This is a genomic window from Microbulbifer elongatus (assembly GCF_020524885.1).
Classification (GTDB): domain Bacteria; phylum Pseudomonadota; class Gammaproteobacteria; order Pseudomonadales; family Cellvibrionaceae; genus Microbulbifer; species Microbulbifer elongatus_A.
In genome coordinates this window covers 1,330,726-1,352,627 of the sequence record NZ_JAIVKJ010000001.1, presented here as the reverse complement: position 1 = coordinate 1,352,627, position 21,902 = coordinate 1,330,726, and the positions used below count along the sequence as shown (strand labels likewise).

General features: G+C 58.3%; 23 protein-coding genes. 9 read left to right on the top strand and 14 right to left on the bottom strand.

Annotation, left to right across the window (positions count from 1 at the left end):
• Nucleotides 1-70: 70 nt before the first annotated feature.
• From LC059_RS05730 to LC059_RS05685, 10 genes are all read right to left on the bottom strand, one after another.
• The gene (locus LC059_RS05730; RefSeq protein ID WP_226702850.1) at nt 71-1,186 is read right to left on the bottom strand and encodes a CaiB/BaiF CoA transferase family protein; all 1,116 of its coding nucleotides are present in this window, start codon (nt 1,184-1,186) and stop codon (nt 71-73) included.
• Between the two features lie 40 nt (nt 1,187-1,226).
• Nucleotides 1,227-2,423: a CaiB/BaiF CoA transferase family protein gene (locus LC059_RS05725; RefSeq protein ID WP_226702849.1), complete on the bottom strand. Its 1,197-nt coding sequence runs from the start codon at nt 2,421-2,423 to the stop codon at nt 1,227-1,229.
• Nucleotides 2,423-3,592 carry an acyl-CoA dehydrogenase family protein gene (locus tag LC059_RS05720; protein ID WP_226702848.1) on the bottom strand — a complete coding sequence of 390 codons (1,170 nt, stop codon included), beginning with the start codon at nt 3,590-3,592 and terminating at the stop codon, nt 2,423-2,425. The genes LC059_RS05725 and LC059_RS05720 overlap by 1 nt, the downstream gene beginning before the upstream one ends.
• 25 nt (nt 3,593-3,617) lie before the next feature.
• The gene (locus tag LC059_RS05715) at nt 3,618-4,136 is read right to left on the bottom strand and encodes a MaoC family dehydratase (RefSeq protein WP_226702847.1); all 519 of its coding nucleotides are present in this window, start codon (nt 4,134-4,136) and stop codon (nt 3,618-3,620) included.
• A 20-nt stretch (nt 4,137-4,156) separates the two neighbouring features.
• Nucleotides 4,157-4,990 (bottom strand): HpcH/HpaI aldolase/citrate lyase family protein, encoded by an 834-nt coding sequence (locus tag LC059_RS05710; protein ID WP_226702846.1) that lies wholly within the window; start codon nt 4,988-4,990, stop codon nt 4,157-4,159.
• Complete coding sequence (locus tag LC059_RS05705; protein ID WP_226702845.1) at nt 4,990-5,889, bottom strand: polysaccharide deacetylase family protein; 900 nt, start codon at nt 5,887-5,889, stop codon at nt 4,990-4,992. The genes LC059_RS05710 and LC059_RS05705 overlap by 1 nt, the downstream gene beginning before the upstream one ends.
• 24 nt (nt 5,890-5,913) lie before the next feature.
• Entirely contained in the window at nt 5,914-6,765 is an 852-nt protein-coding gene (locus LC059_RS05700; protein ID WP_226702844.1) for an SDR family NAD(P)-dependent oxidoreductase, read from the bottom strand.
• 25 nt (nt 6,766-6,790) lie between these two features.
• Nucleotides 6,791-7,102 (bottom strand): REDY-like protein HapK, encoded by a 312-nt coding sequence (locus LC059_RS05695; protein ID WP_226702843.1) that lies wholly within the window; start codon nt 7,100-7,102, stop codon nt 6,791-6,793.
• A gap of 217 nt (nt 7,103-7,319) precedes the next feature.
• The gene (locus LC059_RS05690) at nt 7,320-7,976 is read right to left on the bottom strand and encodes a glutathione S-transferase family protein (RefSeq protein WP_226702842.1); all 657 of its coding nucleotides are present in this window, start codon (nt 7,974-7,976) and stop codon (nt 7,320-7,322) included.
• A 16-nt stretch (nt 7,977-7,992) separates the two neighbouring features.
• Nucleotides 7,993-8,658, bottom strand: a complete 666-nt coding sequence (locus LC059_RS05685; RefSeq protein WP_226702841.1) for a hypothetical protein — start codon at nt 8,656-8,658, stop codon at nt 7,993-7,995.
• 191 nt (nt 8,659-8,849) lie between these two features.
• On the opposite strand from LC059_RS05685, the gene LC059_RS05680 reads away from it, so the two are divergent.
• From LC059_RS05680 to LC059_RS05665, 4 genes are all read left to right on the top strand, one after another.
• Nucleotides 8,850-9,518: an isochorismatase family protein gene (locus LC059_RS05680; protein ID WP_226702840.1), complete on the top strand. Its 669-nt coding sequence runs from the start codon at nt 8,850-8,852 to the stop codon at nt 9,516-9,518.
• Between the two features lie 30 nt (nt 9,519-9,548).
• Nucleotides 9,549-10,511: a polysaccharide deacetylase family protein gene (locus LC059_RS05675; protein ID WP_226702839.1), complete on the top strand. Its 963-nt coding sequence runs from the start codon at nt 9,549-9,551 to the stop codon at nt 10,509-10,511.
• Complete coding sequence (locus LC059_RS05670; RefSeq protein WP_226702838.1) at nt 10,508-11,452, top strand: polysaccharide deacetylase family protein; 945 nt, start codon at nt 10,508-10,510, stop codon at nt 11,450-11,452. Before LC059_RS05675 ends, LC059_RS05670 begins: the two co-directional genes overlap by 4 nt.
• 71 nt (nt 11,453-11,523) lie before the next feature.
• Nucleotides 11,524-12,306, top strand: a complete 783-nt coding sequence (locus LC059_RS05665) for a GntR family transcriptional regulator (RefSeq protein WP_226702837.1) — start codon at nt 11,524-11,526, stop codon at nt 12,304-12,306.
• 6 nt (nt 12,307-12,312) lie between these two features.
• Here LC059_RS05665 and LC059_RS05660 read toward each other — a convergent pair whose 3' ends face one another.
• Together LC059_RS05660 and LC059_RS05655 are read right to left on the bottom strand one after the other, a co-directional pair.
• Entirely contained in the window at nt 12,313-13,083 is a 771-nt protein-coding gene (locus LC059_RS05660) for a hypothetical protein (protein WP_226702836.1), read from the bottom strand.
• Entirely contained in the window at nt 13,080-14,780 is a 1,701-nt protein-coding gene (locus tag LC059_RS05655) for a carbon-nitrogen hydrolase family protein (protein ID WP_226702835.1), read from the bottom strand. The genes LC059_RS05660 and LC059_RS05655 overlap by 4 nt, the downstream gene beginning before the upstream one ends.
• A gap of 180 nt (nt 14,781-14,960) precedes the next feature.
• Here LC059_RS05655 and LC059_RS05650 point away from each other — a divergent pair, with 180 nt between their 5' ends.
• Genes LC059_RS05650 through LC059_RS05630 form a run of 5 tightly spaced genes read left to right on the top strand, consistent with a single transcriptional unit; the run spans nt 14,961 to nt 20,404 of the window.
• Nucleotides 14,961-15,758: an SDR family NAD(P)-dependent oxidoreductase gene (locus tag LC059_RS05650; protein ID WP_226702834.1), complete on the top strand. Its 798-nt coding sequence runs from the start codon at nt 14,961-14,963 to the stop codon at nt 15,756-15,758.
• A 53-nt stretch (nt 15,759-15,811) separates the two neighbouring features.
• Nucleotides 15,812-17,191 carry an MFS transporter gene (locus LC059_RS05645; protein ID WP_226702833.1) on the top strand — a complete coding sequence of 460 codons (1,380 nt, stop codon included), beginning with the start codon at nt 15,812-15,814 and terminating at the stop codon, nt 17,189-17,191.
• 12 nt (nt 17,192-17,203) lie between these two features.
• Nucleotides 17,204-18,019 carry a hypothetical protein gene (locus LC059_RS05640; protein ID WP_226702832.1) on the top strand — a complete coding sequence of 272 codons (816 nt, stop codon included), beginning with the start codon at nt 17,204-17,206 and terminating at the stop codon, nt 18,017-18,019.
• A 29-nt stretch (nt 18,020-18,048) separates the two neighbouring features.
• A complete protein-coding gene (locus LC059_RS05635; RefSeq protein ID WP_226702831.1) occupies nt 18,049-18,915 on the top strand; it encodes an isocitrate lyase/PEP mutase family protein in 867 nt (288 codons plus the stop codon).
• Between the two features lie 16 nt (nt 18,916-18,931).
• The gene (locus LC059_RS05630) at nt 18,932-20,404 is read left to right on the top strand and encodes an aldehyde dehydrogenase family protein (RefSeq protein ID WP_226702830.1); all 1,473 of its coding nucleotides are present in this window, start codon (nt 18,932-18,934) and stop codon (nt 20,402-20,404) included.
• A 44-nt stretch (nt 20,405-20,448) separates the two neighbouring features.
• On the opposite strand, the gene LC059_RS05625 is transcribed toward LC059_RS05630, so the two are convergent.
• Both LC059_RS05625 and LC059_RS05620 read right to left on the bottom strand, forming a co-directional pair.
• A complete protein-coding gene (locus tag LC059_RS05625) occupies nt 20,449-20,895 on the bottom strand; it encodes a DUF2141 domain-containing protein (RefSeq protein WP_226702829.1) in 447 nt (148 codons plus the stop codon).
• An 81-nt stretch (nt 20,896-20,976) separates the two neighbouring features.
• Nucleotides 20,977-21,894, bottom strand: a complete 918-nt coding sequence (locus LC059_RS05620) for a hydroxymethylglutaryl-CoA lyase (protein WP_226702828.1) — start codon at nt 21,892-21,894, stop codon at nt 20,977-20,979.
• Nucleotides 21,895-21,902 lie beyond the last annotated feature (8 nt).

The window sequence follows — 21,902 nt, the reverse complement described above, 5'->3', positions numbered from 1 at the left end:
ATCTCAGCATGTTTACGCACTTGCAAAACGCGAGGATCACTTATTTTTGTATTAACTAATTCTTTTGTCGTCAGGCTTCCTGCCTGGTATCCAGCAAGCTCTGGTTGTGCTCACCCAATTCCGGCAATTGTGTATTCACCTTTGCCGGCTCGTCCAAAAACTTTATCGGCACCCCGAGATGACGGTTGCCCTGCTCATCCTCAAATACCATTTGGCGCGATTTGAGGTGCTCTTCCTCCAGCGCTTCGTGCAGCAGTCGCACCGGCGACCAGCAAACGTCGAGGTCGGTAAACCACTCTTCCCATTCGGGCAGAGAACGCCGGACAAACTCCGCCTGCAAATAGGCGATCGCTTCCTCCTGTGCACCCGGTGGGCGCTTGCAGACCTCGGCGAGGTCCGGGCGTCCCAATTTGGCAAACAGGTTTTGCGCAAACTTTACCTCGCTGCCGCCAAGTGTCAGGTAACGTCCATCACTGGTGCGATAAATGCGATACATCGCGTTGCCACCCCAGGAGCGCTCATCTTTGACACTGGGCGAGCGATTTTCCGCAAAAACCGGTCCCAGCGCGTTTGGCAACCACGCCACAAGACTGTCCTGCATGGAGATATCCAGATAATCGCCTTTACCGGTCTCGGTGCGTCGCAGCAACGCCATCAGTATGCCCGATAATGCCATCAGTGACCCAGCCATGTCCGCCACTGGCATCGCAGGAGAACACGGCTCGCCGTCACTCCCCTCATTAAGGAATACGGTTCCGGATTCTGCCTGAATACTGAGATCATGTGCTGGCTTCAGGCTTTTTTCGCCTGTCTGCCCGAATGCAGAAATGGAGCAGTAAACCAGCCGGGGGTTGAGTGCACTGAGGGAGGCGTAATCCAACCCCAGGCGCGCCATGGCACCTGGCCGGAACCCCTCCACGAAAACGTCTGCGGTTTCGATGAGAGACAACAGCTGGGCTTTCTGCGCCGGATCCTTGAGATTCAGGCAGAGGCTTTTTTTACCGCGATGGGTATTGCGGAACCAGACTGCTTCGCCGTTTTGGCGCAGTCCGATATTGCGCGTGGGCTCTCCAGATTGCGGCTCGACCTTGATCACTTCTGCACCGTGATCGGCCATCATCATGGTCAGGTGTGGCCCTGGCAGGAATAGAGACAGATCGACAACTCGGATGCCTTGTAACTTCATGGACAAATTGTCTCCACTCAGAGCCTAAAAATGCAGGCGCTCAGATGACTCGCTCGGCAGCCAACGATTCGATGTCTGCGACTGAGTACCCGAGCCCTTCCAGCAGGTCCCCGGTATCTTCGCCCAGTCTGGAGCAGCCGGAACCTGGGGGCCTGTTTCCATCAAATTTTAACGGGCTTGCCAGCACCCTGAATTGACTATTATCAACGTGAGGCATCGGCTGCAGCATGCCGGTCTGTGCCAGCCATGGGTTGTCCATCGCCTGAGCAAAGCGGTTTACGGGTGCCACTGGCAATCGCCCAGCGAAACGTTCGAGCCAATAGTTAGTGGAGTGATGCGCGAACTCGACATCGAGAATTTCAGTCAACTGCTCACGGTGCGCCCGGCGCTCCGCCACGGTTGCGAAGCGCGAATCCGCCAGCAGATCTTTTCTGCCGAGCCCTTCCACCAGTATGTGCCAGAACTTTTCCGTCATCGCCATCACGAACAACCAGCCATCCGCTGTGCGATAGGTCTGGCACGGCACCGTGGATGGATGCCCTGAACGGGATACCCGCTCGGTCTCGTGACCGCGGTTCAGGTACCAGGTAGCGGGGTAGGTCAGCTGGGTGATGGCCACGTCAAACAGGTTGACGTCGACATCCCGGCCCCGGCCTCCGCGCAGGACCCCAACAAGAGCCCCTAAAACGCCCATGGCCAGAGTGACGCCGCTCATGAAGTCCACCATCGACAGACCGAAGCGTGCGGGCGGCGCGCCCGGCTCACCGGTGAGATCCATGAAACCGGCTTCGGCCTGCATCAGGTAGTCGTAGCCCGGCCAATTGACCCGGTCATTGTCCCTGCCGTAGGCAGACAGGTGGCCGCAAATAATCTCCGGCTTGATCGCGCCCAAACTGTCGTAATCAAGGCCCAGTTTTGCTGGCTGATCACCTCTCAGGTTGTTCATTACCACATCTGCGCTCTTTACCAGGCGCTCGAAGACCTGGCGGCCCGCAGAACTTTTTAGATCCAGTGTCAGACTTTTTTTGTTGCGGTTAAACGTCTGGAAAAAATCGCTGTCGTTGTCGCCAAGGAAATATGGACCAGACTGTCGCGCGATGTCGCCACCGGTCGCCGGGTTTTCAATCTTGATGACCTCCGCGCCCATATCCGCCAACTGCATGGAGCCAAATGGCCCCGCACCGTATTGTTCAACGGCGATAACACGGATACCGGCGAGCGGTTTGGTGGTCTCCATCAAATAGCCTCGCGCGCCGCCAGTTGCTTGGCAATAATGATGCGCTGCATCTCATTGGTCCCCTCGCCCACGCACATCAGCATGGCATCGCGGTAGTAGCGCTCGATCTCGTATTCCGTCGAGAATCCATAGCCACCAAAAATCCGCATCGCCTCCTGGGAACAGAAGACTCCGGCCTCACTGGCGAAGTACTTGGCCATACCCGCCTCCAGGTCGCAGCGCTGGCCGCTGTCGTACATGCGCGCGGCCTGGTCAACCAGCAACTTGGCCGCTTCCACCTTTGCCGCCATTTCCCCCAGCTTCAGCTGGATCGCCTGGTGCTGGATGATGGGTTTGCCAAAGGTTTCCCGCTCCTGCGCATAGCGCAGTGCCAGCTTTAGCGCCCCCTGGGCGATACCCGCGCCGCGCGCTGCCACATTGATGCGGCCCAGCTCCAGGCCGCCCACCGCGATATGAAATCCGCGCCCCTCCTCGCCGCCGATCAGGTTATCGATCGGCACCCGGAAGTCCTCGAAAACGACTTCGGCCGTATCGATGGCCCGGTAACAGGTTTTCTTGATTTTGTTGATGGTGATGCCCGGCAACAGGTTGCCGTCGTCGTCCTTGGTGCGGATGGCAAACATGGACATACCGCGATGGCGCGGTTCAGCGTCGGGGTCCGTTTTCACCAGCAGTGCCAGGCAATTGCCGTTCAGCGCATTGGTGATCCACATCTTGCTGCCATTTACCACATACTCATCACCATCCCGTCGTGCCACACAGTGAATGGACTGCAGATCGGTACCGGCATTCGGCTCGGTCAGGGCAATACCACCACGGAGCTTGCCTTCGACCATCTGAGGCAAAAACTGCTGCTTCTGCTCTTCAGTACCAAAACGCTCGATTGCGGCGGCCATGATCAGGTGGGAATTGAAAATACCACCCGGTGCCATCCAAACCGCAGAAATTTTCTGCACGATGCGGGCATAGGTGGCCGCAGATAATGAAAGTCCGCCGTAAGCCTCACCGATGGTGGCGCCAAACAGGCCGAGTTCTTTCATGGTATCTACCAACTCATGGGGATACTCATCAGCGAGGTCTTTCTCCCGTGCAATCGGTGCTACGTCATTGGCCACAAACCGGTCAATGGTATCGAGGATTGCGGCCTCGTCTTCTGCGCTCCAGCTCATCACCGTCTCCTGATTATTCGACTGCTCAGTAATTCACTTTGTCTTCCATTTCGGCACCGCGCTTCCACACCAGTACTTTGCGTACAAATGAGCAGACTTCGGTGCCGTCCTGCTTGATACCGCGTGTGCGGACAGTAACGATGCCCTGGTTTGGGCGGGACTTGGATTCGCGCTTGTCCAATACTTCGGATTCCGCGTAAAGCGTGTCACCAACAAACAGTGGCGCGGTCAGGCGAATGTCATCCCAGCCAAGGTTGGCAATGGCTTTTTGACTGATATCCGTCACGCTCATGCCGACCATCAACGCCACGGTGAACGGACTGCACACCAGGGGCTTGCCGAACTCGGTACCCGCAGCATATTCCTTGTCGAAATGCGCAGGGTGCGTATTCATGGTCAACAGGGTAAACCAGGTGTTGTCGGTCTCGGTGATGGTGCGACCGGGACGATGCTCATAGGTGTCCCCCACCTTGAAGTCATCAAAGAACCGTCCAAAGGTTTCGCGATAGCGGTTTTCACCAACCTGTTTCATTTCTCCAGCCATATGCAATTTCCTACTGCGATTTACACAATTTCTTCACTGGCATGCGCCCGTGCGATCAACCGGCGCGCGCTGTCGACGATGGGCTGATCCACCATGCGCCCGTCCACCACCACGGCGCCACCGCGCGCCTGCTCAAATGCTTCAAGCGTCTTGCGCGCCCGCTCCAGCGCTTCCGGTGCCGGGGCAAACCCACGATGGATATGCTCAACCTGCACAGGATGGATCGCCGCCTTGGCGGAAAAGCCCAGCGCAGCGACGCGCCCGGTTTCCTGCTCCAGACCCGTCGCATCCTGTATATCGAGAAAAGGGACATCTATGACTGGTAACCGATGCGCGGCTGCGGTCACCACCATTTGCGAGCGCGCCCAAAGCAATGGTTCCCAGGCAAACTCGGCACCAATCTGGGCGGCGAAATCGGCACCGCCGAACATCACGGCATCCAACCCTGAACCACGACAAATGGCATCCAGCGAAAGCAGGCCGGCGGCGCTTTCGATCAACGCAATCCAGCGCGCCGAGCCATCGAGCAAGCCGACGGCTTGCGGAATATCATTTTCTGTTTCGGTCTTTGCCAGCATTAATCGTGCGGGTAACGGACTCTGTGACAGTGCCGCGAGATCCGCCCTGCCCGCCTCAGTGCCGACCGCGCTCACGCGCACACACAGGCGCGCTCGCTGGTCCGCATTACAAGCCGACAAAAATGTGCTCACCGCCTCGCGTGCTTCCGATTTCTGCGCTTGCGGCACCGCATCTTCCAGATCGATACAGATAACATCGGCGGCACTGGCAAGGGCCTTCTCAAACCGCTCCGGGCGATTCCCCGGCACAAATAACAGGCTACGCGCGTCAAACATCAAAAGTGCTCCCATCCACGCAGCGGCTCACGCACCTGATTTGCCGGAACCTGTGCGGTGAATGCATCGGCAATTTGCGCCCGGGTGGCAAACCAAACACCCGGTTGTGACTTGGCATAGCGCAGGAATTCATCGAGCGCACCGATTCGGCCGGGACGGCCGATGATACGCAGGTGCAACCCCAGGGACATCATGCGTGCCTGCCCGGCACCTTCTTGCAACAGGGTATCCAGTGTCCGGCAGGCATAATCCAGCCAGGCTTGCGGCGTCAGTGACGGCGCTGTCCAGAATTTCATATCATTGGAGTCGATTGCATAGGGCAGGACCAACATGGGTTTGTCGGAACCCTGTACCGGCGCCCAGAAAGGGGCGTCAGCACTGTAATCGTCCATGTGGTAATCAAAGCCCTCTTCCTGCAACAGCCTGCGGGTGTTATCGGTGTGCAGATAGCGACTCAGCCAGCCTCTCGGGCGCTGCCCGGTGGTCTTGGTAATGGAGGTAATCGCCGCGCGAATAAATTCCCGCTCGTCGTCCTCACTCATTCCAAACTGATGCTGCCAGCGGTAGCCGTGACTGCACGCCTCGTGCGCGCCGTCCGCAATGAAACGTGCGATTTGCGGCGCGCGCTCGAGCGCAACGGCAGCCGCGCAGAAAGTGGCCGGGATCCGGTAGCGCTCAAGCAGCGCCTGAATGCGTGGCCAGCCTTCGCGAATGCCGTACTCATAGTTACTTTCATTGGCATGTGCGCGGATGGGTTTGCGCGGCGCTACACCCAGCTCATCAACTGGCTCTGGACCGCGGTCGCCATCGAGCAAGGTGCTCTCGGAACCTTCCTCAACATTGACCACAATCGACAACGCCAGCCGCGCATCGCCGGGCCAGGTAACTTGCTTACTCATACCGGATAACCCCTCGCAGGCAACTCAGTGATATTCCTCACCACCCGAGACATTCATCGCCTCGCCGGTGATATAGGAAGCCTCATCAGAGCAGAGAAAGGCACAGGCCTTGGCCACGTCTTCCTGCAACCCGGGGCGCCCCAGTGGAATGCGCGCGCGCATATCTTCCATGTAGCGGTCATGGCCTTTGCCGGTAACCTCAGAAAAATGGGCGTTTTGCCAGGCTCCCAGGCCGGTAGTCACATGATTCGGGCAGATGGTATTGACGGTAATTCCGGCAGGCCCAAGCTCCTGCGCCGCCGAGCGGGTGAGCCCCACCAGCCCGTGCTTGGATGCGGTGTAGGCGGAAGCGTGGGCAAAGCCTGACTTGGACGCCTGGCTGCCGATATTGATGATTCGCCCACCCTGCCTCTGGCGCAACATGATCTCGGCGGCATATTTGATACCGAGAAAGGCACCGCGCAGGTTTACCCCCAGTACTGCGTCCCACTTATCAACGCCCATCTCCACCACCGGCTCCATCAGGTAACCGATACCGGCGTTATTGACCCAGATATCCAGGCCACCAAAATGACCCAGCGCAAACTCCGCCGCCGCCTGCACTTCCTGGGGCTCTAGAACATTGCAGTTGAATGTCGCAACATCACCTCCTGCGTCGCGCAACTCACAGGCAATTTCTTCCATCTCTGCGCTGGTGCCAACCGCGTCCTCGGGCAGGTGTTCCCCCTGACCGTGACCGATGTCAGTCAGCACCACTTTGACGCCCTCCGCGGCCAGGCGACGGGCCATTGCCTCACCCAATCCATCGCGGCGGCCAGCGCCGGTAATGACGGCGACCTTATCTTTCAGTTCCGGATACTTGCCAATTGTGCCCATCTGTTGCGCTCCCGGCTTCAGGTGATCAAATAACGTCGGTCAACATGAACTGCGGATTGTCCGCAAACTGCTGGAATTCAGCCGCCACTCGCTGCATGGTCTCACTGGAAACATCTGCACCCAGCGTCTCCATATCGTTTACTTCGAGTAGTTCGACGTACTGGTAAGGGGCCGGCGCCTCAGAACCGAGCAGGCCCGATGTGCGCAGCACAGAAAATTGATTGACCGAGCCCAACTTGCGCACGGTGGGCAGATCCGTGGTCTTTGCCCACTGCTCATAATCCGATGGACTAACGCCCGGTTTCAGGTTGAACAGCACAATGATCGTGGTAGACATGGCAAGCCCTCCGCCTGTTAAGCCAATATGAAAACATCCTATTCTTGAGATATTGTTATGTCAATATAACATTTGATTGAAGGGCGACGCCGTGACACCCGATCGATCGCATACAAATACCGCAGAATTCAGGGAAGAAAAGAGCGCCGCGCGCGCCGGGAAATGCGCACGCCAGAGAAAAAACGGATATAAAAACCGGCAAAAGCTGAGAAAGGAGTCAGGCCTTTGCCGCCAAGCTTTCCACGAAAGCCTGATAAGCAACACGCACTTCCTGCAAGGTGTCGCTGATAGCACGGACACCATTCACCCTTTCCCACCAAGCCTCCAGCTGCGCAAATCCTTGCAGTGGCTGCGGCACCCCCACCACGGGTGACAACTCCTGCAGATAAAGGATTGTCGGCGCAAGTGCCACATCGCCAAGATTGAGCGCGCGGTCGCGGTCAATGCTGGAGAACAGACGCTCGCCTTTCGCCAACTCCGCGCGCAGGGCATCCGCTATGCCAGCAGCATCAATTTCGCTGCCACCCATGGTCGCGCGAAACAGCGGAAACAGCGCATTGGCCGCAAGGTGCAAGTCGGCGTAGCGACCGACCATACGCATTTGCGCCCGTGCGAGCGCATCTTCCGGCAGCAGTGTGCTGCCACCACCCGCCTTAGTCTCCGCGAGATACTCCATGATCGCCCAGCTCTCGGCGATGGTTTCACCGCTCTCCAGTTCCAGCACCGGCACCTTGCCGAGAGGGAATCGTTCGAGGAATGCCTCGGTACGCAGCGGCACCGGCGGCGGCAGGATTTCCAGAGCCAGGTTATCCAGACGAGCCTGCATTCGGACGCGCGCGGCGTAAGGCGAATGCGGAAGACTGTAGAGTTTCATAAGCGGAGTCCTGCAATCAGTAAATCAGGTGCAGCCCGTAAGCCGCATTAACCAACAAGCCCACCCAGATTAGATAGACAAACGGCCGGCAGGAGGCGATGGAACTGCGAATGACCTGATTGACGGAGTCACTTTCATCTCCAGACATCAACTTGCCCCAGGCCGCCCCGAACACTTTGAGACGCATGCGAATGAACAGACCACACATAACCAGCAGCGCGAAGATCCCCAGCTTGATCGCCAGCCAGTCCGCGCTGAGGATGAAGTTGGTTGCCAGCGCATATCCCGCGAGCGTCAACAGTCCGACAATGAGCACTACCCGCAGGTAGAAATCCAGCTTAGTCAGCTTAGGGATGAAGGCCTTACCGTGAGCAAAATGCAGTGTCGCCACCAGTGCCAGCCAACCGAGGCATAGCCCCCAGGCCAACCACAGCCAAATTGGTGCCACCGACCATTGCCCGGACATATACGCAAGCTGCAATCCCAGTGGCAGGATCAGGGGCATGCAGAAGCGCGGCCCCTGGTCACAGCCCATCATGATCGTCAGCGCGGTGCTGCGGGCCTGCGGCGAAAGATCTGGCCGGGCCACGTAGCGACTGGCATAAAAGGTCCCCAAGTCCCCGCCCAGCCAGTAAACAAAGCACAGGTTGTGCAACAACTTCACAAAGAGGTAAGCGCTCATACGGGTACTTCTCGTCCAGATACTTTCTTATTGGTTGGCGCAACAATAGCCGGAGAAATCGGTGCACGCATTGCTATAAGTCAAAAGGCGATATTCAGAGAGCTGTTAGCATCTATTGAAACGGGCTCTTGCAATACCAGACATCGCCTAGAGCAACTATTACCCTACAGCCAAATTTCCGGGGGCAGACCATGGAAACCACAACAAAGACAGCCAAAGAGCTTTATCTGGAAGTGAAAGCGAACCCCGCGCGCAAACGCTTCGGGTTTGGGCGCAAAGCAGCCCTGGTCAATGTAGATCCGCAGAAAGCCTACACCCGCACCGACCTGTTCAAGACAGCCTATGAGACCGACCCCAACCAGATGCACTACGTCAACGAGCTGGCAAAGAGCTTCCGCGCCAAGGGCTGGCCGGTAGTCTGGACCCACGTGGCCTATATGGACTCGGGAGAGGATGCCGGCATCTGGGGCACCCGCACCGACACACCGGACTCACTGCAAAACATCAAGTTCGATTCCACCAGAAGCGAGTTCGATGACCGCGTGGAAATTGACCGCCAGCGCGACGTGATTTACTGCAAGAAAATGCCCAGCGCCTTCTTTGAAACCCAGCTGCAATCCCTGCTGGTATGGCACCAGGTGGACACCGTGATCATCACCGGCGGTTCTACCTCCGGCTGCATCCGCGCCACCGCAGTGGACAGCCTGTCCCGCGGCTACCGCACTATTGTTCCCGAGGAGTGCGTGGCGGATAAACACGAAAGCTACCACTTCGCCAACCTGACCGATCTGTCACTAAAGTATGCGGATGTGGTGGATGTGGCGGAAGTGTTCCAATGGCTGGAAAACAACAATAACTGAACCGCAACCTGCAGCTTGACGAGGCCATCCATGCGCTCCGATCCCGGCTTTTACGATTACTGGCCCTACCATGAGAGACCGCGCCTGACCTGGCCCAATGGGGCCCGGGTAGCCTTCTGGGTCGCGCCGAATATCGAATTTTACGAGCTGAACCCGCCAGCCAACCCTCACCGCAAGGCATGGCCGCAGCCCAGCCCGGCAGTTCCCGGTTACAGTATCCGCGATTACGGTAACCGCGTTGGTCACATGCGCCAGATGGCGCTACTGGATAAATACGGCATCCGCGGATCTATCTCTCTCTCCACCGCGCTGTGCGATCACCACCCGGAAATCATCGAGCTTTGCCGCGAGCGCAACTGGGAGTTCTTCAGTCACGGAATTTACAACACGCGCTACACCTACGGCATGTCAGCCGAACAGGAGCGTGAAATGATTCGCGACTCGATGGAAACCATCTATCGCCATACCGAACAGAAGTGCGCGGGCTATCTGGCACCGGCCCTGTCCCACTCGGAAGAGACGCTGGACCTGTTTGCCGAAGTCGGCACAGAGCTGTTCGGCGACGAGGGGGGATTCTATACCTGTGATCTGTTCCATGATGATCAACCCACACCGATCAACCTGCGCAGCGGAAAACGGTTTGTGTCAATCCCCTACTCTCTGGAGATGAACGACACCATCGCCTATGTGGTCAACAAGGTGGAACCGCGCCGATACGGGCAGATGCTGCGGGAAAACTTCGACCGGCTTTATCAGGAGGGTGCGGAGAACGGCACTGTTATGTGCATCCCTACGCACAATTACCAGGTGAGCTGCCCACACCGGCTGCGCGCCTTCGAAGAAGCGCTGGAATACATTACCGGCCACTCCGATGTGTGGGTAACCACCGGTCGGGAAATCGCCGAGTTTTATCTGGAAAACCATTACGACGATGCGCGCGCCGATATCGCCGTGAAAAATGGCTCGGCGCAGCAGGAGGCAGCCCAATCATGAGCGATCTGGAACCCCTGGGGCCGGAGCACCTCCAGTACCCCGAGCGCCATTACGGCATGGATCACAGCCACTACTCCTGGCAGATGTTGACTGAGCGCGAGCCCGTGCACTGGCAACAGGGAAAACTTGCCCTCTGGGTTAATGTGAGCCTGCAGTATTTTCCGCTCAATCAGCGCGGCTTACCTTTCCCACCAGCGGGCGGAATGACCATGCCCTACCCCGACCTGCGCCACTATTCCCTCAGGGATTACGGCAACCGGGTCGGCATCTACCGAATTTTGCGCGCACTCGACAAATACGGCGTAAAACCGACCTTTGCCATCAATGGGGACCTGGTTCAGCGCACCCCCTACCTGATGGACATGTTGCGTGAGCGCGGTGACGAAGTGATTGCCCATGGCTGGAATATGGACACCCCGCACTATGGCGGCCAGTCGAAGGGCCTGGAAAAAGAATGGATATCCCGCACTCTGGGCAGCCTGCGCAAAGCCAGCGGCCAAGCGATTACCGGGTGGCTCAGCCCGGGCAAGACGCACAGTGAAAATACCCCCGCCCTACTAGCGGAGCAGGGCGTTGAGTATTTCTGTGACTGGGTAAACGATGACATGCCCTACCGCTTTCATACCGACAGCGGCGCATTGTGGGCAATGCCGCTATCCACCGAACTGGAAGACCAGTTCATTTTGCGTAACAACCTGCACTCGGAAACGTCCTACGCGGAACAGATCGAGGATGCGTGCCGCTTCCTGCTCGCAGAAGCACAGGACCAGGGCGGTCGGATTCTCGCGCTGAACATCCACCCCTGGATGCTGGGGCAACCCCATAGAATCGCTTACCTGGAGCGCGTACTCGAGTTTATTACCGCCCAGCAAGGCGTTTTTTCCGCACCTGCGAACGCCTTGCTAAAGGAATGTGCGCAGCCCGTCGCAGAGCCGGCCTGAGGCCGGCTGGCATTTGACATAGAATGTTATATCATTATGCGCTTTCCCGACGGGCTGAAGGACGCGACGCTATGGACGCAGTAAATACACTATTCAGTAAACAGCAATTGGAATCGCTGTCTGAAGAGTCCCATGCACCTCTGTATTACCAGCTTTATACGCTGCTGAAAAATGCCATCCTGAACGGAACACTGGAGCATGGCGACCAGATGCCTACAGAATTGCAGCTGGCGGAATCGTTCAGCGTTTCCCGCATTACCGCCAAGCGGGCAATGGATGAGCTGGCCGCTGAGAGCCTGGTCGAACGTCGCCGCGGCAAAGGCACGCACGTGATTTACGAGTACCAGCAGCAGCCGGTAAAGGCGCCACTGGTCGGCATGCTGCAGGAAATCGAAAGCATGGCACGGCATTCCGAGGTGGAAGTCCGCACTTGTGAAATGCTGCAACCCCCGGCGGAAATTCGCGAGGAACTGGATCTGGAAGCCGGCGAAACCGCATTGCGACTGGAGCGTACGCGCTCCCGTGACGGCGCACCGTTCGGCTATTACGTAAGCTGGACCGCAGGCCTGAAGCGGAAGGTATCCGCCAAGCAATTCGAGAAAACACCCAGACTGGAAGTTTTCCGCAAACAGGGACTGGAAATCACCCACGTCACCCAGACCCTGAGTGCCGAAGCCGCCACCCGTGAAAGCGCACGAGAACTGGCCACCACGGCAGGCGCTCCCTTACTTAGCCTGACCCGCCGCTCTTACACGAAGGTGAACGGCAAGGAACAGCTCGTGGACTTTATGCACGTGCTTTACCACCCCGACCGCTTCCAGTACCAGATGGACCTGAAAGCGGACGAAATCTAACGGGTGTTACCGCACCACCTCTTCTCCGACTCCCTCATGCACCGCGCTTGTCAGTGCGGGCTTCGGGCGGGCATGAGGCCAGAGTTTTTCTCCAGGCCATTGCCCGCAAACGTTTTTCAGCAGCACGTGCCAGATTTTTTCACCCTGTTGCCAGCGATAGTCCAACAACAAACCATCGCGTAGCCGGTACTCTGCGCTGTTTTCATACTGACCACCTCCATAGCGGTAGCAGTCTACTCGCCCACCGCCATCACCTCCCCGCTCCACCCCGAGATGCTCCAGGGTGCGCAACGAAAAGTCCGGGGTAAACAGCCTGTCGGACCGGGCTGGATCCTGAATCCATGGCACCAGCACTTCACCACGGCCACCCTCTGCGGCAAGCGCCCCAAGAAGCTGGCCGGAAAACACACGCAATAATGGAAAATAGTGCTGCTCTTTGACCGGGACACTTCTGACCGGAAAACCCGCACGGCGGAAGCGATACAGCCCCCCTGCTTTCCGCTTTCGATCACCACGGTAAGTTGCCGTCGCCAGGCACTCTTCGCCACCCTGCACACACCACCTGAGCCAGCAGCGAGCGATGGAACCACTGACGACCTGTGCGCGGGCCCTGATCACCAGGGACTGTGAGGGCACCGTGCGCGTACTCGAGATCTCGTATCCATTTGACATCTGCGCTACCTGCCAGATCTCGCTCAGTGGGGCAACGTCGTCATTGCAGCGGTATTCATACTCTCCTCGCGCCAGCACAGCACCACCGGCCCTGTCCGGAATCATGCCGTTGCTCCGGTTTGCACTGGCAGCAGATAGTCGGTGGACTGGTGCGCGCGATCACGCAAAAGGTGCGTATTGGCGGAGAGCATTTTGTTTGCCGCGGCCGCCGGGTGCAATGTCGCTATGGTTACCTCCCCCTGCTGGGAAGTGATCAGGGGGTGATTGATATATCCGTCAAAGCGGCGTTGATGCCAGGGTTCCATCAGGGTGAATTCCTGCTCCAGGCTCGCGAGCAAGCCGCCCTTGCCTGCCCGGGTAGCGGCAACCAGACACACCCGGTTTTCCGCCGCCCGCGCCGCCAACAGCAGGGGTAAGTTATGCCCCCTGCCGCTTTTGCAGCGCATTCCCGCTGACGGTATAGCCAGCAGGCAATGCACCCCTTGCAGTGCCGCGATGCGGGCCAGCTCCGGGTACAGGCAATCGTCTCCCACAAGCAGCGCAACGCGCCCCCATGGCAGGTCGCATACCTGCAACTCGGTGCCGCCCGGCGCGAGTCCCAGGGGGCAGCGGTGCAATTGTGGCTGCGCCATTGCACGTCCATTTTCATTCAGCAATAAACCAACGTGATGGGAGCTGTACTGCCCCTCTTCAATCACGCTCATACAAACTTTTATCCCCTTGCGGCGGCACACCTCGGACAGCCGCGCTTCCGCAATTCGGCATAGTCCCAGTGTGCGCTCCCAGTCTTCTGCGGCATCGCGGACCGGGAAACATGCGGGCAATATCGCGAGGGCAACATTGTCGGGCAAGTCCATAATCAGGGCTTCGGCGCGGTCGATCGCGGCCTCCCCTTCCCCGCAGGGATCCAACAACGCGACATCAACAACCGCCGCAGCATCCTCTTGGGGCGCTATAGCATTCTGCTTGAGCCCCTCATAGAGCGCAGACTTACGGCGGGCCAGCACTCCCATGCTTAGCTGGAGGCGCGCGTCGCGATCCGGGATGTCGGCGATCACGACCTGCTCAACCCCTCGCTTCCCCTCCACCAGTGGACGACCATCGACGCCAACCACCTGACTTTCACCGGCGCCATAAAGTAACGCCTGGGGAATCTCGGTCATTGTGCTGACCTGGGCCAATTCCGCCTCTGGTACCAGCGGTCCGACCTTGTTTGCGGCAATCATGATCAGACGATTTTCCGCCGCACGGGCCCGCACATGCAGGCTGGCCTCATCAAACGCAAATGAATTCAGGGAATTGCACAACAGGTCGGCCCCTGCCAGCGCCAGGCGCCGCGAGGGTTCAAAACTGATTCCATCGCGACAGGCCACAAAGCCTATCCGGCCGAACTCGGTGTCTACCAGCCCGGCAGCTCTCCTAGCGGGGGTGAAGAAGTCATTCTCGTGCCCCATCAGGCTCTGCTTGTCGGCCTCACCCAGCAGATCCCCCTTGGGGCCGTACATGAGTGAAGTCACCGTGATATCCGGTTTCTCACGTCGCAGGGACACATTGATCAAAACGTAACAGCCGTGGAAGCGCGCTCGCTCAGCAATTGCGTCAAGAAATGGCCCATGAAGATCCAGTGCGCAGTCCCACGCCTGATCCTGATCTTTATACCAGGAGATGCGATTGCAGAATTCCGGCAACACCATCAGCCGCGCGCCAGCGGCCGCCGCCGTATCAATCATTCGGATACAGGTGGCGAGGTTTTCGTCGATCTCTGTTCCAGTGGCAAACTGCAGCGCGGCGACTTTTGGCATTGTCATTTCCTTCCAATCGTTCCAGGCAAGCATTCGAGCCCGGTGATTGGGCCCAGTCATTGCATAAAATCCTAACGGGACCAATTGTACTATTGATATATCTTTATTACACTAATTCCCACGAAGACTTCCACGACTGACTCCCGGAAACTCAAACGGACTCTCACACGGACTTGCAGCATGGCCAATATCGTCATTACCGGCAGTACCAAAGGCATCGGCTTCGGCCTTGCCAAAGCCTTCCTGGACAATGGTCACAAAGTGGTCATCAGTGGACGCAGTGAAGAATCCGTGTGGACCGCACTCAACCGGTTACAGATTCCCGCGCGCAAGTGCCGGGGCTTTGCCTGCGACACCAGTGACCCGGCGCAAGTGCAAGCGCTGTGGGAATTCGCTGAGGAGGCGTTTACCCGGGTCGATATCTGGATCAATAACGCTGGGCTCGCGCGCACCAGCTGGCAAATTTTAGAAACTCCGCAGTCAGAAATTGATGCGATGGTGCAGACCAATCTATTCGGTACTATCAATGGGTGCCGGGTCGCAGCAGCGGGTATGAAAAAGCAGCGCAGCGGCAAGATTTTCAATATGCTGGGAGGCGGCAGTGACGGTGAATACTTCCCGGGCATGGGTATATACGGCAGCACCAAGCGTGCCCTGGACTATTTTACCGACGCCCTCTCCAGTGAACTGAAAGACACAGGTATTCTGGTGGGCAAAATTCGCCCGGGCATGGTTATTACCGAAGCGGTCATTCGCGAAGCTGCCCAGGACCCGGAAAAGTTCGCCCGCTCACGCAAGTTCATGAATAACCTGGTGGACCAGGTGGATACGGTTTCCGCTTACCTGGCCGAAGAAATTCTGGCTTGTAACAGAAGTGGAAAGAAAATTCGCTGGCTGACCAGCGGCAAAATCGCTGCCCGGCTGGTAAAGGGGCTGGTAAGAAAGCGCGAAGACCAGTTCGCGCAGCACGGACTTTGAAGATTTTAAATAAGAACGTATAAGAATATAAAACTGCTGGGAACAGCCCGGCAATGGCGAGGCCCTGCACCATGGATGCAAATAACCAGACCACCAACCATCCGCCCACAAAAACCTGGCTCGGCGTCCCACTGGCACCCGGCATCTCCCGCAATAACTTCGCAACCTACCTGTTTGCGGTGTTTATCTCTTCTGGCTATGCAGGTGCCCTGTCGGTCCTGCAACCGGGCCTGCTGCACGTAATGGGCATCGCCCAGGAAACACAGGCCATGGTGACCGGTTACCTGGGGGCAATGCAGGAACTGGTATTCATCCTGTTGCTTGGCACCGCGGGCGCCCTCTCCGATCGCATTGGCCGCCGGCCGGTCTATGTTTTCGGTCTGGCGCTGACCGGTATCGGATTTGCTCTCTACCCCCATGCCGGCTCGATTGCCCAGCTGGTTGCGTTCCGCCTTCTGGTCGCCGTGGGCAGCGCCGCCATGATCGGAATGATGGTGACCGTAGTCGCCGATTACGCCTCGGAATCATCCCGCGGTCGCGCCAATGGCATGCAGGCAATGGCTGCCACCCTGGGTGCTTTTATTCCTCCCATACTCGCCAGCCTGCCCCGCGTATTCAGCGGACAAGGTATGGATGAACTGACCGCGCAGCAAAGCACCTTCGCCGTGGCGGGCGCCCTGGGCCTGGTCGCAGCATTGGTCGCACTGGCGGGACTGGCACCGAGAGTCGCGCAAACCGCCACCAAGGCCCGGGAGTCCCTGGCACGTACATTGATCGGCGGGCTCAAAGCCGCAAGGGATCCCCAGACCGCGCTGTCCTACGGTGCCGCGTTTATTTCCCGTGGCGACCTCGCCGTGACGGGCGCATTTATTTCACTGTGGCTGGTCCAGTACGGAACCCGTGAACTGGGCCTGACCGCCAGCGAAGCCATGTTCCAGCTGGCGGTCCCGCGAGTACTGGCGACGGTTGCCGGTGCCCTGCTCGGTTCCGTGATGATGGGCCTGATCGCAGACCGCACCACGCGGGTAACCGCCGTCGCCATGGCATCGGGGCTGGCAGCCATTGTTTACGGTGCGGTGTTCCTGATCCACGACCCCACTGCCGACTGGGTAATTGCCCTGTTGTTTGTCATGGGTATTGCCGAAATCAGTGCGTTTGTCAGCAGCCAGGCCCTTGTTGGCCAGCAAGCGCCAGAAGCCTATCGCGGTGCAACCATCGGCTTCTTCGGTGTTGCCGGCGCGTTTGGAATTTTACTCGGCACCTCTGGCGGCGGCGTCCTGTTCGCCAAGGTATCGCCCAGCGCCCCCTTCGTGCTGTTCGGCGTACTGAACTTTGCTGTCTGCGTCTGGAGCCTTTGGCTGCGCAAACACCTTTCAATTCAAAGCGCGGCCGACAAGCCGTCTTCCATCTCTGCAATTGCAACCAGCCAATAGAGAACTATTGATATGGAAAACACCAAAAATCTGACAAAAGAATTCGCCGCGCACCTCGCCGGTAATGAACATATCGATACGAGTGAAATCTTCGATGCGGTGATGACCACCCGCGACCGCGTGTGGGAACTGATTCAGAACCGCCTGTCGCTGAAAGAGGACATGCGCTGTGCCGATCTGCACACCTTCGATGATCTCAAGGGCGAGCATGTGGGCAGGATGCGCACCTTCACCGGCGATGCATCGCCGGTGGACTGGGTCATCCATTCGAATATCGGTGTTCCGCAGAACACCTTCACCAACATTCACCTGACCATCTACCTGAACGACAGCGTGGATGTTCCGCACCTGGGTATGGCATTCGGCACCTTGCCTGATGCCTTTTTCTACGTGGACCCGATGCCGCGCTACGAGCCGCTGTCCTACCCGGAGCATGTCGAAAAATACCTGGCACCCCTGAACGACATTTACATGAGCCTGCAGGCGGAGTTGTTCGAGGCAGGTGTGAAGCCTTTCAATGCGGCCATGCCGTTTATTCGCGGTTCGCTCTCGCCTGTAGCGTTGGCTGGCGTGGTGCCGTTGGACTTCTACCGCGAAAAGGTCGAGCCGAAAATCTTTGCCTATGTGGAGCACTGGCTGAAGCTGGTCGAAGCGGCCAAACCTGTCGAAGATCCTCAGGCGCGCGCGCAACTCAAGCAGCGCGACACCCTGATCCGCCGCAATATCGTGCACCTGGACCCGGCAAACCCCATCGCCGAGCGCCTTGTGGGCAAGCCCCTGGCGGATCGCCTGGTGCGGATTCTGTGCGCGGAAGAGCGCAGCGAGTAACAAGACATTTATGCACGCGAGACCCGAGCATGCCTGAATCCCTGAAACAGTTGCTGGCCTCCAACCGGGTACTTTCAGTACCCGGTATTTACGACGGCCTGAGCGCGCGGCTGGTGGAACAGGCCGGGTTCGAGGCCGCCTTCCTTTCCGGGGCCTGCCTGTCTTTTGCCCGCTTCGGACGCCCGGATATGGGCCTGGTAAGTGCCGCCGAAGTGGCGGAGACCGTGGCGGTCATTCGCGAACGCACCCCGTTGCCACTGATCGTGGATATGGATACCGGTTTTGGCAATGCGCTCAACGTCCGCCGCACCGTCACCACATTTGAGCGTGCGGGTGCCTCCGCGCTACAGATGGAAGATCAGCTAATGCCGAAACGCTGCGGCCATATGCGCGGCAAGCAGGTCATCAGCTGTCAGGAAATGGTGGGCAAAATACATGCGGCGCTGGATGCCCGGCAGAGCGAGGAAACCCTCATTTTTGCTCGCACCGATGCGCTCGGGGTCAATGGTTTTGACGATGCCCTGGAACGGGCAGAACGCTACCTGGAAGCGGGCGCCGATGCCATTTTCGTGGAGGCACCGGCAAACCTGACGCAGATGCAGATTGTCGGCGAGCGTCTCGGTCAGCGCACGCCGCTCATTCACAACTTGGTTGAGGGTGGCCACTCCCCCGTTCAATCTGTGGCGGAACTAGAAGCCCTGAATTACCGCATAGCGCTCTTCCCCGCCTCCCTGTTGCACCTGTTTATTCCCGCCGCGCAGAAGATGCTGGCCCAATTGCAGCGCGCTGGCCACGTAAATGACATGCGCAGTCAGATGATCGACCTGGCCGCAGTGAACGAGCTGCTCGGTGCCGATGAGTTACTCGCGGCAAGCAAGCAATATCAATACGAATAAAAAACGGTAAGCCTTTATGAGCCGTGAACATCCGTTACCGGAGCTGACAAATTACATCGATGGCGAGTTCTCGACACCCGCCATGGACCGCGGATACAGCCTGCACGACGCCAACACCGGCGCGGCACTGCAAACACGTCGTGGTTGCGACCGGGAGCAGGTACAGGCTGCGCTGGCGTCTACGGACCGCACATACCAGACCGGCGCCTGGGAAGACACTCCCGCACAGGAGCGCGCCGAGCTGCTGGAGCGCATGGCCGAGGAATTGAGCGGGGCTGAGTATGCAGAAACTATCAGTATCGCCGACAGCCTAACCTCGGGGGCCATCATTCGCACGACGCGCAAAATGGCCAAGATGCTGCCGTTCGTATTTCGCGGCGCGGCAGCCTATCTGCGCGAGGGGCATCTGGACAAGTTAGTACCAGGCCCCTGCGGAGACGTGGAATACCTGCGCCGACCCTGGGGCCCGGCACTGCTCATTGCCCCCTGGAATGGCCCTACCGCAATCGGCTCCCACAAGGTAGCCAGCGCGCTCGCCGCCGGTGCGCCGTGCATCCTGAAACCTTCGGAATTTACCCCCCACTCCGCGATCATGATGGCCCGTGCCGCCGATCGCGCCGGACTGCCGAAAGGCGTCTTCCAGCTCACTTTGGGTGATCGCACAGTGGGCGCACAATTGGTGGAAGACCCGCGTATCAAAGCGGTTTCCTTCACTGGCGGTCTTGCCGGTGGCCGCGCCATCGCCCGCGCCTGCGCGGAAGACTTCATCCCCACACAGCTGGAACTGGGCGGCAACAACCAGCTGGTTGTATTTGCCGATGCCGACCTGGATCTCGCCGCAACCGGCATTGTCTATGGGCTTACCAATCTCAATGGGCAGTGGTGTCGCGCCCTGGGCCGCCTGCTCGTCCATGAATCGGTAAAAGATCGCCTGCTGGATAAGGTGCTGAGTCAACTGGCCAGTATCCGCCTTGGCCACTCCCTCGATGAAGACAGCGATATGGGCCCCCTGGTACACCGCGGCCACTTTGAGCAGGTGCAAGCGGATATCGAGCGCTTGTGCAGCAAGGGTGGCCAGGTGTTAACCGCGACGACATTGCCGCAACTGGAAGGAAATTTTATCGCGCCGACACTGGTGGACGGCTGTCGCCCGGAAGACACGCGCGAGGAAATTTTTGGTCCGGTCGCGGCGCTACACACGTTCCGAGATGATAGTGAAGCCCTCGCGCTGGCCAACGGCACCGACCTGGGACTCGCAGGTTACGTGTACAGTGGGGATGAAGAAAAGGCCTTTGCTTTCGCCCGCAAGATGCGTACCGGTGGCGTCAAGATAAATGGCTACAGCCTGTTGAGTATCGGCGAAGGCACGCCGCGGGGCGCCTGGGGGCTGTCCGGGCTCGGCGAAGAAGGACACGAGCAGTCTATTGAGTTCTTTACGGGTGCGCGGGTGATCGGGCGATCCCCGCAGGATCCACTGGGCGGGCGCTGATGCGCCCTGCCCTCACTACCATCCTCGATATAAATTAATGCAGCTCAATCCATGAGCGCAATCAACTCCTGCTGTTCTGGCTGTGAAATTTCGATCACGGCCTTGGAAAACTTGGGCGGGCCAAATCTCGGAACGTGGCCGTTGGACAAGCCCACGGGTTCTTTCGGGATGCCGATAAAATTACTGTCCATCTTCCCGTTGGCATTATTATCATGATGCACGCTGATCGCCAGCGCGCCGTAGGGCAATGTCAAACTGATTTCAATCTGACCATCTTTGATATTTTCGAGCCCAACCACCTTTTCATACACCTTGGTGTCGCCAAGGAAGGTATCTTTGGAGTCGTATACCGAGATATACAGCTTACCCACCTGTGACTGAATATTGGCAACGGTAAGTTTGACGTTCGCGGTGTCTTCTCCAGCATTCACCCCAGTACCACAGACAACAAACGCGGCCGCTACACAGCCACGCAGGAATCGATCGATCATCGGTCAGCTCTCCTCTTGTCACTTCTTGTTGGGCACCGGTGGAATACCGGTATAGAAATTAGGTACGACACAACAGCTGGTTCAGATGAGCGGCGCCCCCTTCTCAAGCTGTAACCGGCGCCAGGTATCAGCCCGGCCACCGGTCGCAACACCCAGCATCGATCCAACCAACTTGCCGACGTCCATCAGTGCGGCCAGGTCGATCCCGGTATCGAGCCCCATCTGCTCCAGTAGCATGACCACATCTTCACTGGCGGCGTTACCGGTAGCCCCCGGCGCAAAGGGACATCCGCCAATACCACCTACGGCACTGTCAAACTTGCGTATGCCCGCTTCCAGCGCGGCATAGATGTTCCCAAGCGCCAAGGCTCGTGTGTCGTGAAAGTGGCACGCTAAGCGGCTGGCACCATATTCGCGAGCCAGCGCACCCATCAGGTCATTGACCACTTTCGGGTTGGCTGCGCCAATGGTATCGGCCACATTGACATCATCCACACCCAGCGCAAACAGCTGCCCGGCGAGATCCATCACCCTGCCGGGATCGGTGGCCCCCTCAAAAGGGCATTGCCAGGCCACGGCGATACAACCCACCACGCGAATACCATCGGTGCGCGCCGCACGGCAGATCTCCCGCGCCTGCGCCATGGAGTCCTCAACCGACATCCGTACATTGCGCTGGTTCATGGTTTCGCTGGCACAAATCACCAGCACCACCGTATCCGCGCCAGCCCTGCGCGCCAGTTCATACCCTTTAGCGTTAGGCACCAGCACCTGTCGATCGATACCGGACTCTGATGTAAGCCCAGCGAGAACCTGATCGGTATTCGCCATTGCCGGCACTGCCTTGGGTGACACAAATGCCCCCACCTCTACCGAACGCACCCCGGCATTCAGCAGACCGCGAATCACCTGTATACGCTGCTCGACACTCAGAATACTGGACTGGTTTTGCAGCCCATCCCGCGGACCAACATCGTTGATCAGTACCTTGTCACGCATGTTTGATC

Bases quoted from the DNA above. Each gene is read 5' to 3' on its own strand.
- LC059_RS05730 (WP_226702850.1), bottom strand. From the start codon at position 1,186: ATGAAGTTACAAGGCATCCGAGTTGTCGATCTGTCTCTATTCCTGCCA.
- LC059_RS05725 (WP_226702849.1), bottom strand. From the start codon at position 2,423: ATGGAGACCACCAAACCGCTCGCCGGTATCCGTGTTATCGCCGTTGAA.
- LC059_RS05720 (WP_226702848.1), bottom strand. From the start codon at position 3,592: ATGAGCTGGAGCGCAGAAGACGAGGCCGCAATCCTCGATACCATTGAC.
- LC059_RS05715 (WP_226702847.1), bottom strand. From the start codon at position 4,136: ATGGCTGGAGAAATGAAACAGGTTGGTGAAAACCGCTATCGCGAAACC.
- LC059_RS05710 (WP_226702846.1), bottom strand. From the start codon at position 4,990: ATGTTTGACGCGCGTAGCCTGTTATTTGTGCCGGGGAATCGCCCGGAG.
- LC059_RS05705 (WP_226702845.1), bottom strand. From the start codon at position 5,889: ATGAGTAAGCAAGTTACCTGGCCCGGCGATGCGCGGCTGGCGTTGTCG.
- LC059_RS05700 (WP_226702844.1), bottom strand. From the start codon at position 6,765: ATGGGCACAATTGGCAAGTATCCGGAACTGAAAGATAAGGTCGCCGTC.
- LC059_RS05695 (WP_226702843.1), bottom strand. From the start codon at position 7,102: ATGTCTACCACGATCATTGTGCTGTTCAACCTGAAACCGGGCGTTAGT.
- LC059_RS05690 (WP_226702842.1), bottom strand. From the start codon at position 7,976: ATGAAACTCTACAGTCTTCCGCATTCGCCTTACGCCGCGCGCGTCCGA.
- LC059_RS05685 (WP_226702841.1), bottom strand. From the start codon at position 8,658: ATGAGCGCTTACCTCTTTGTGAAGTTGTTGCACAACCTGTGCTTTGTT.
- LC059_RS05680 (WP_226702840.1), top strand. From the start codon at position 8,850: ATGGAAACCACAACAAAGACAGCCAAAGAGCTTTATCTGGAAGTGAAA.
- LC059_RS05675 (WP_226702839.1), top strand. From the start codon at position 9,549: ATGCGCTCCGATCCCGGCTTTTACGATTACTGGCCCTACCATGAGAGA.
- LC059_RS05670 (WP_226702838.1), top strand. From the start codon at position 10,508: ATGAGCGATCTGGAACCCCTGGGGCCGGAGCACCTCCAGTACCCCGAG.
- LC059_RS05665 (WP_226702837.1), top strand. From the start codon at position 11,524: ATGGACGCAGTAAATACACTATTCAGTAAACAGCAATTGGAATCGCTG.
- LC059_RS05660 (WP_226702836.1), bottom strand. From the start codon at position 13,083: ATGATTCCGGACAGGGCCGGTGGTGCTGTGCTGGCGCGAGGAGAGTAT.
- LC059_RS05655 (WP_226702835.1), bottom strand. From the start codon at position 14,780: ATGCCAAAAGTCGCCGCGCTGCAGTTTGCCACTGGAACAGAGATCGAC.
- LC059_RS05650 (WP_226702834.1), top strand. From the start codon at position 14,961: ATGGCCAATATCGTCATTACCGGCAGTACCAAAGGCATCGGCTTCGGC.
- LC059_RS05645 (WP_226702833.1), top strand. From the start codon at position 15,812: ATGGCGAGGCCCTGCACCATGGATGCAAATAACCAGACCACCAACCAT.
- LC059_RS05640 (WP_226702832.1), top strand. From the start codon at position 17,204: ATGGAAAACACCAAAAATCTGACAAAAGAATTCGCCGCGCACCTCGCC.
- LC059_RS05635 (WP_226702831.1), top strand. From the start codon at position 18,049: ATGCCTGAATCCCTGAAACAGTTGCTGGCCTCCAACCGGGTACTTTCA.
- LC059_RS05630 (WP_226702830.1), top strand. From the start codon at position 18,932: ATGAGCCGTGAACATCCGTTACCGGAGCTGACAAATTACATCGATGGC.
- LC059_RS05625 (WP_226702829.1), bottom strand. From the start codon at position 20,895: ATGATCGATCGATTCCTGCGTGGCTGTGTAGCGGCCGCGTTTGTTGTC.
- LC059_RS05620 (WP_226702828.1), bottom strand. From the start codon at position 21,894: ATGCGTGACAAGGTACTGATCAACGATGTTGGTCCGCGGGATGGGCTG.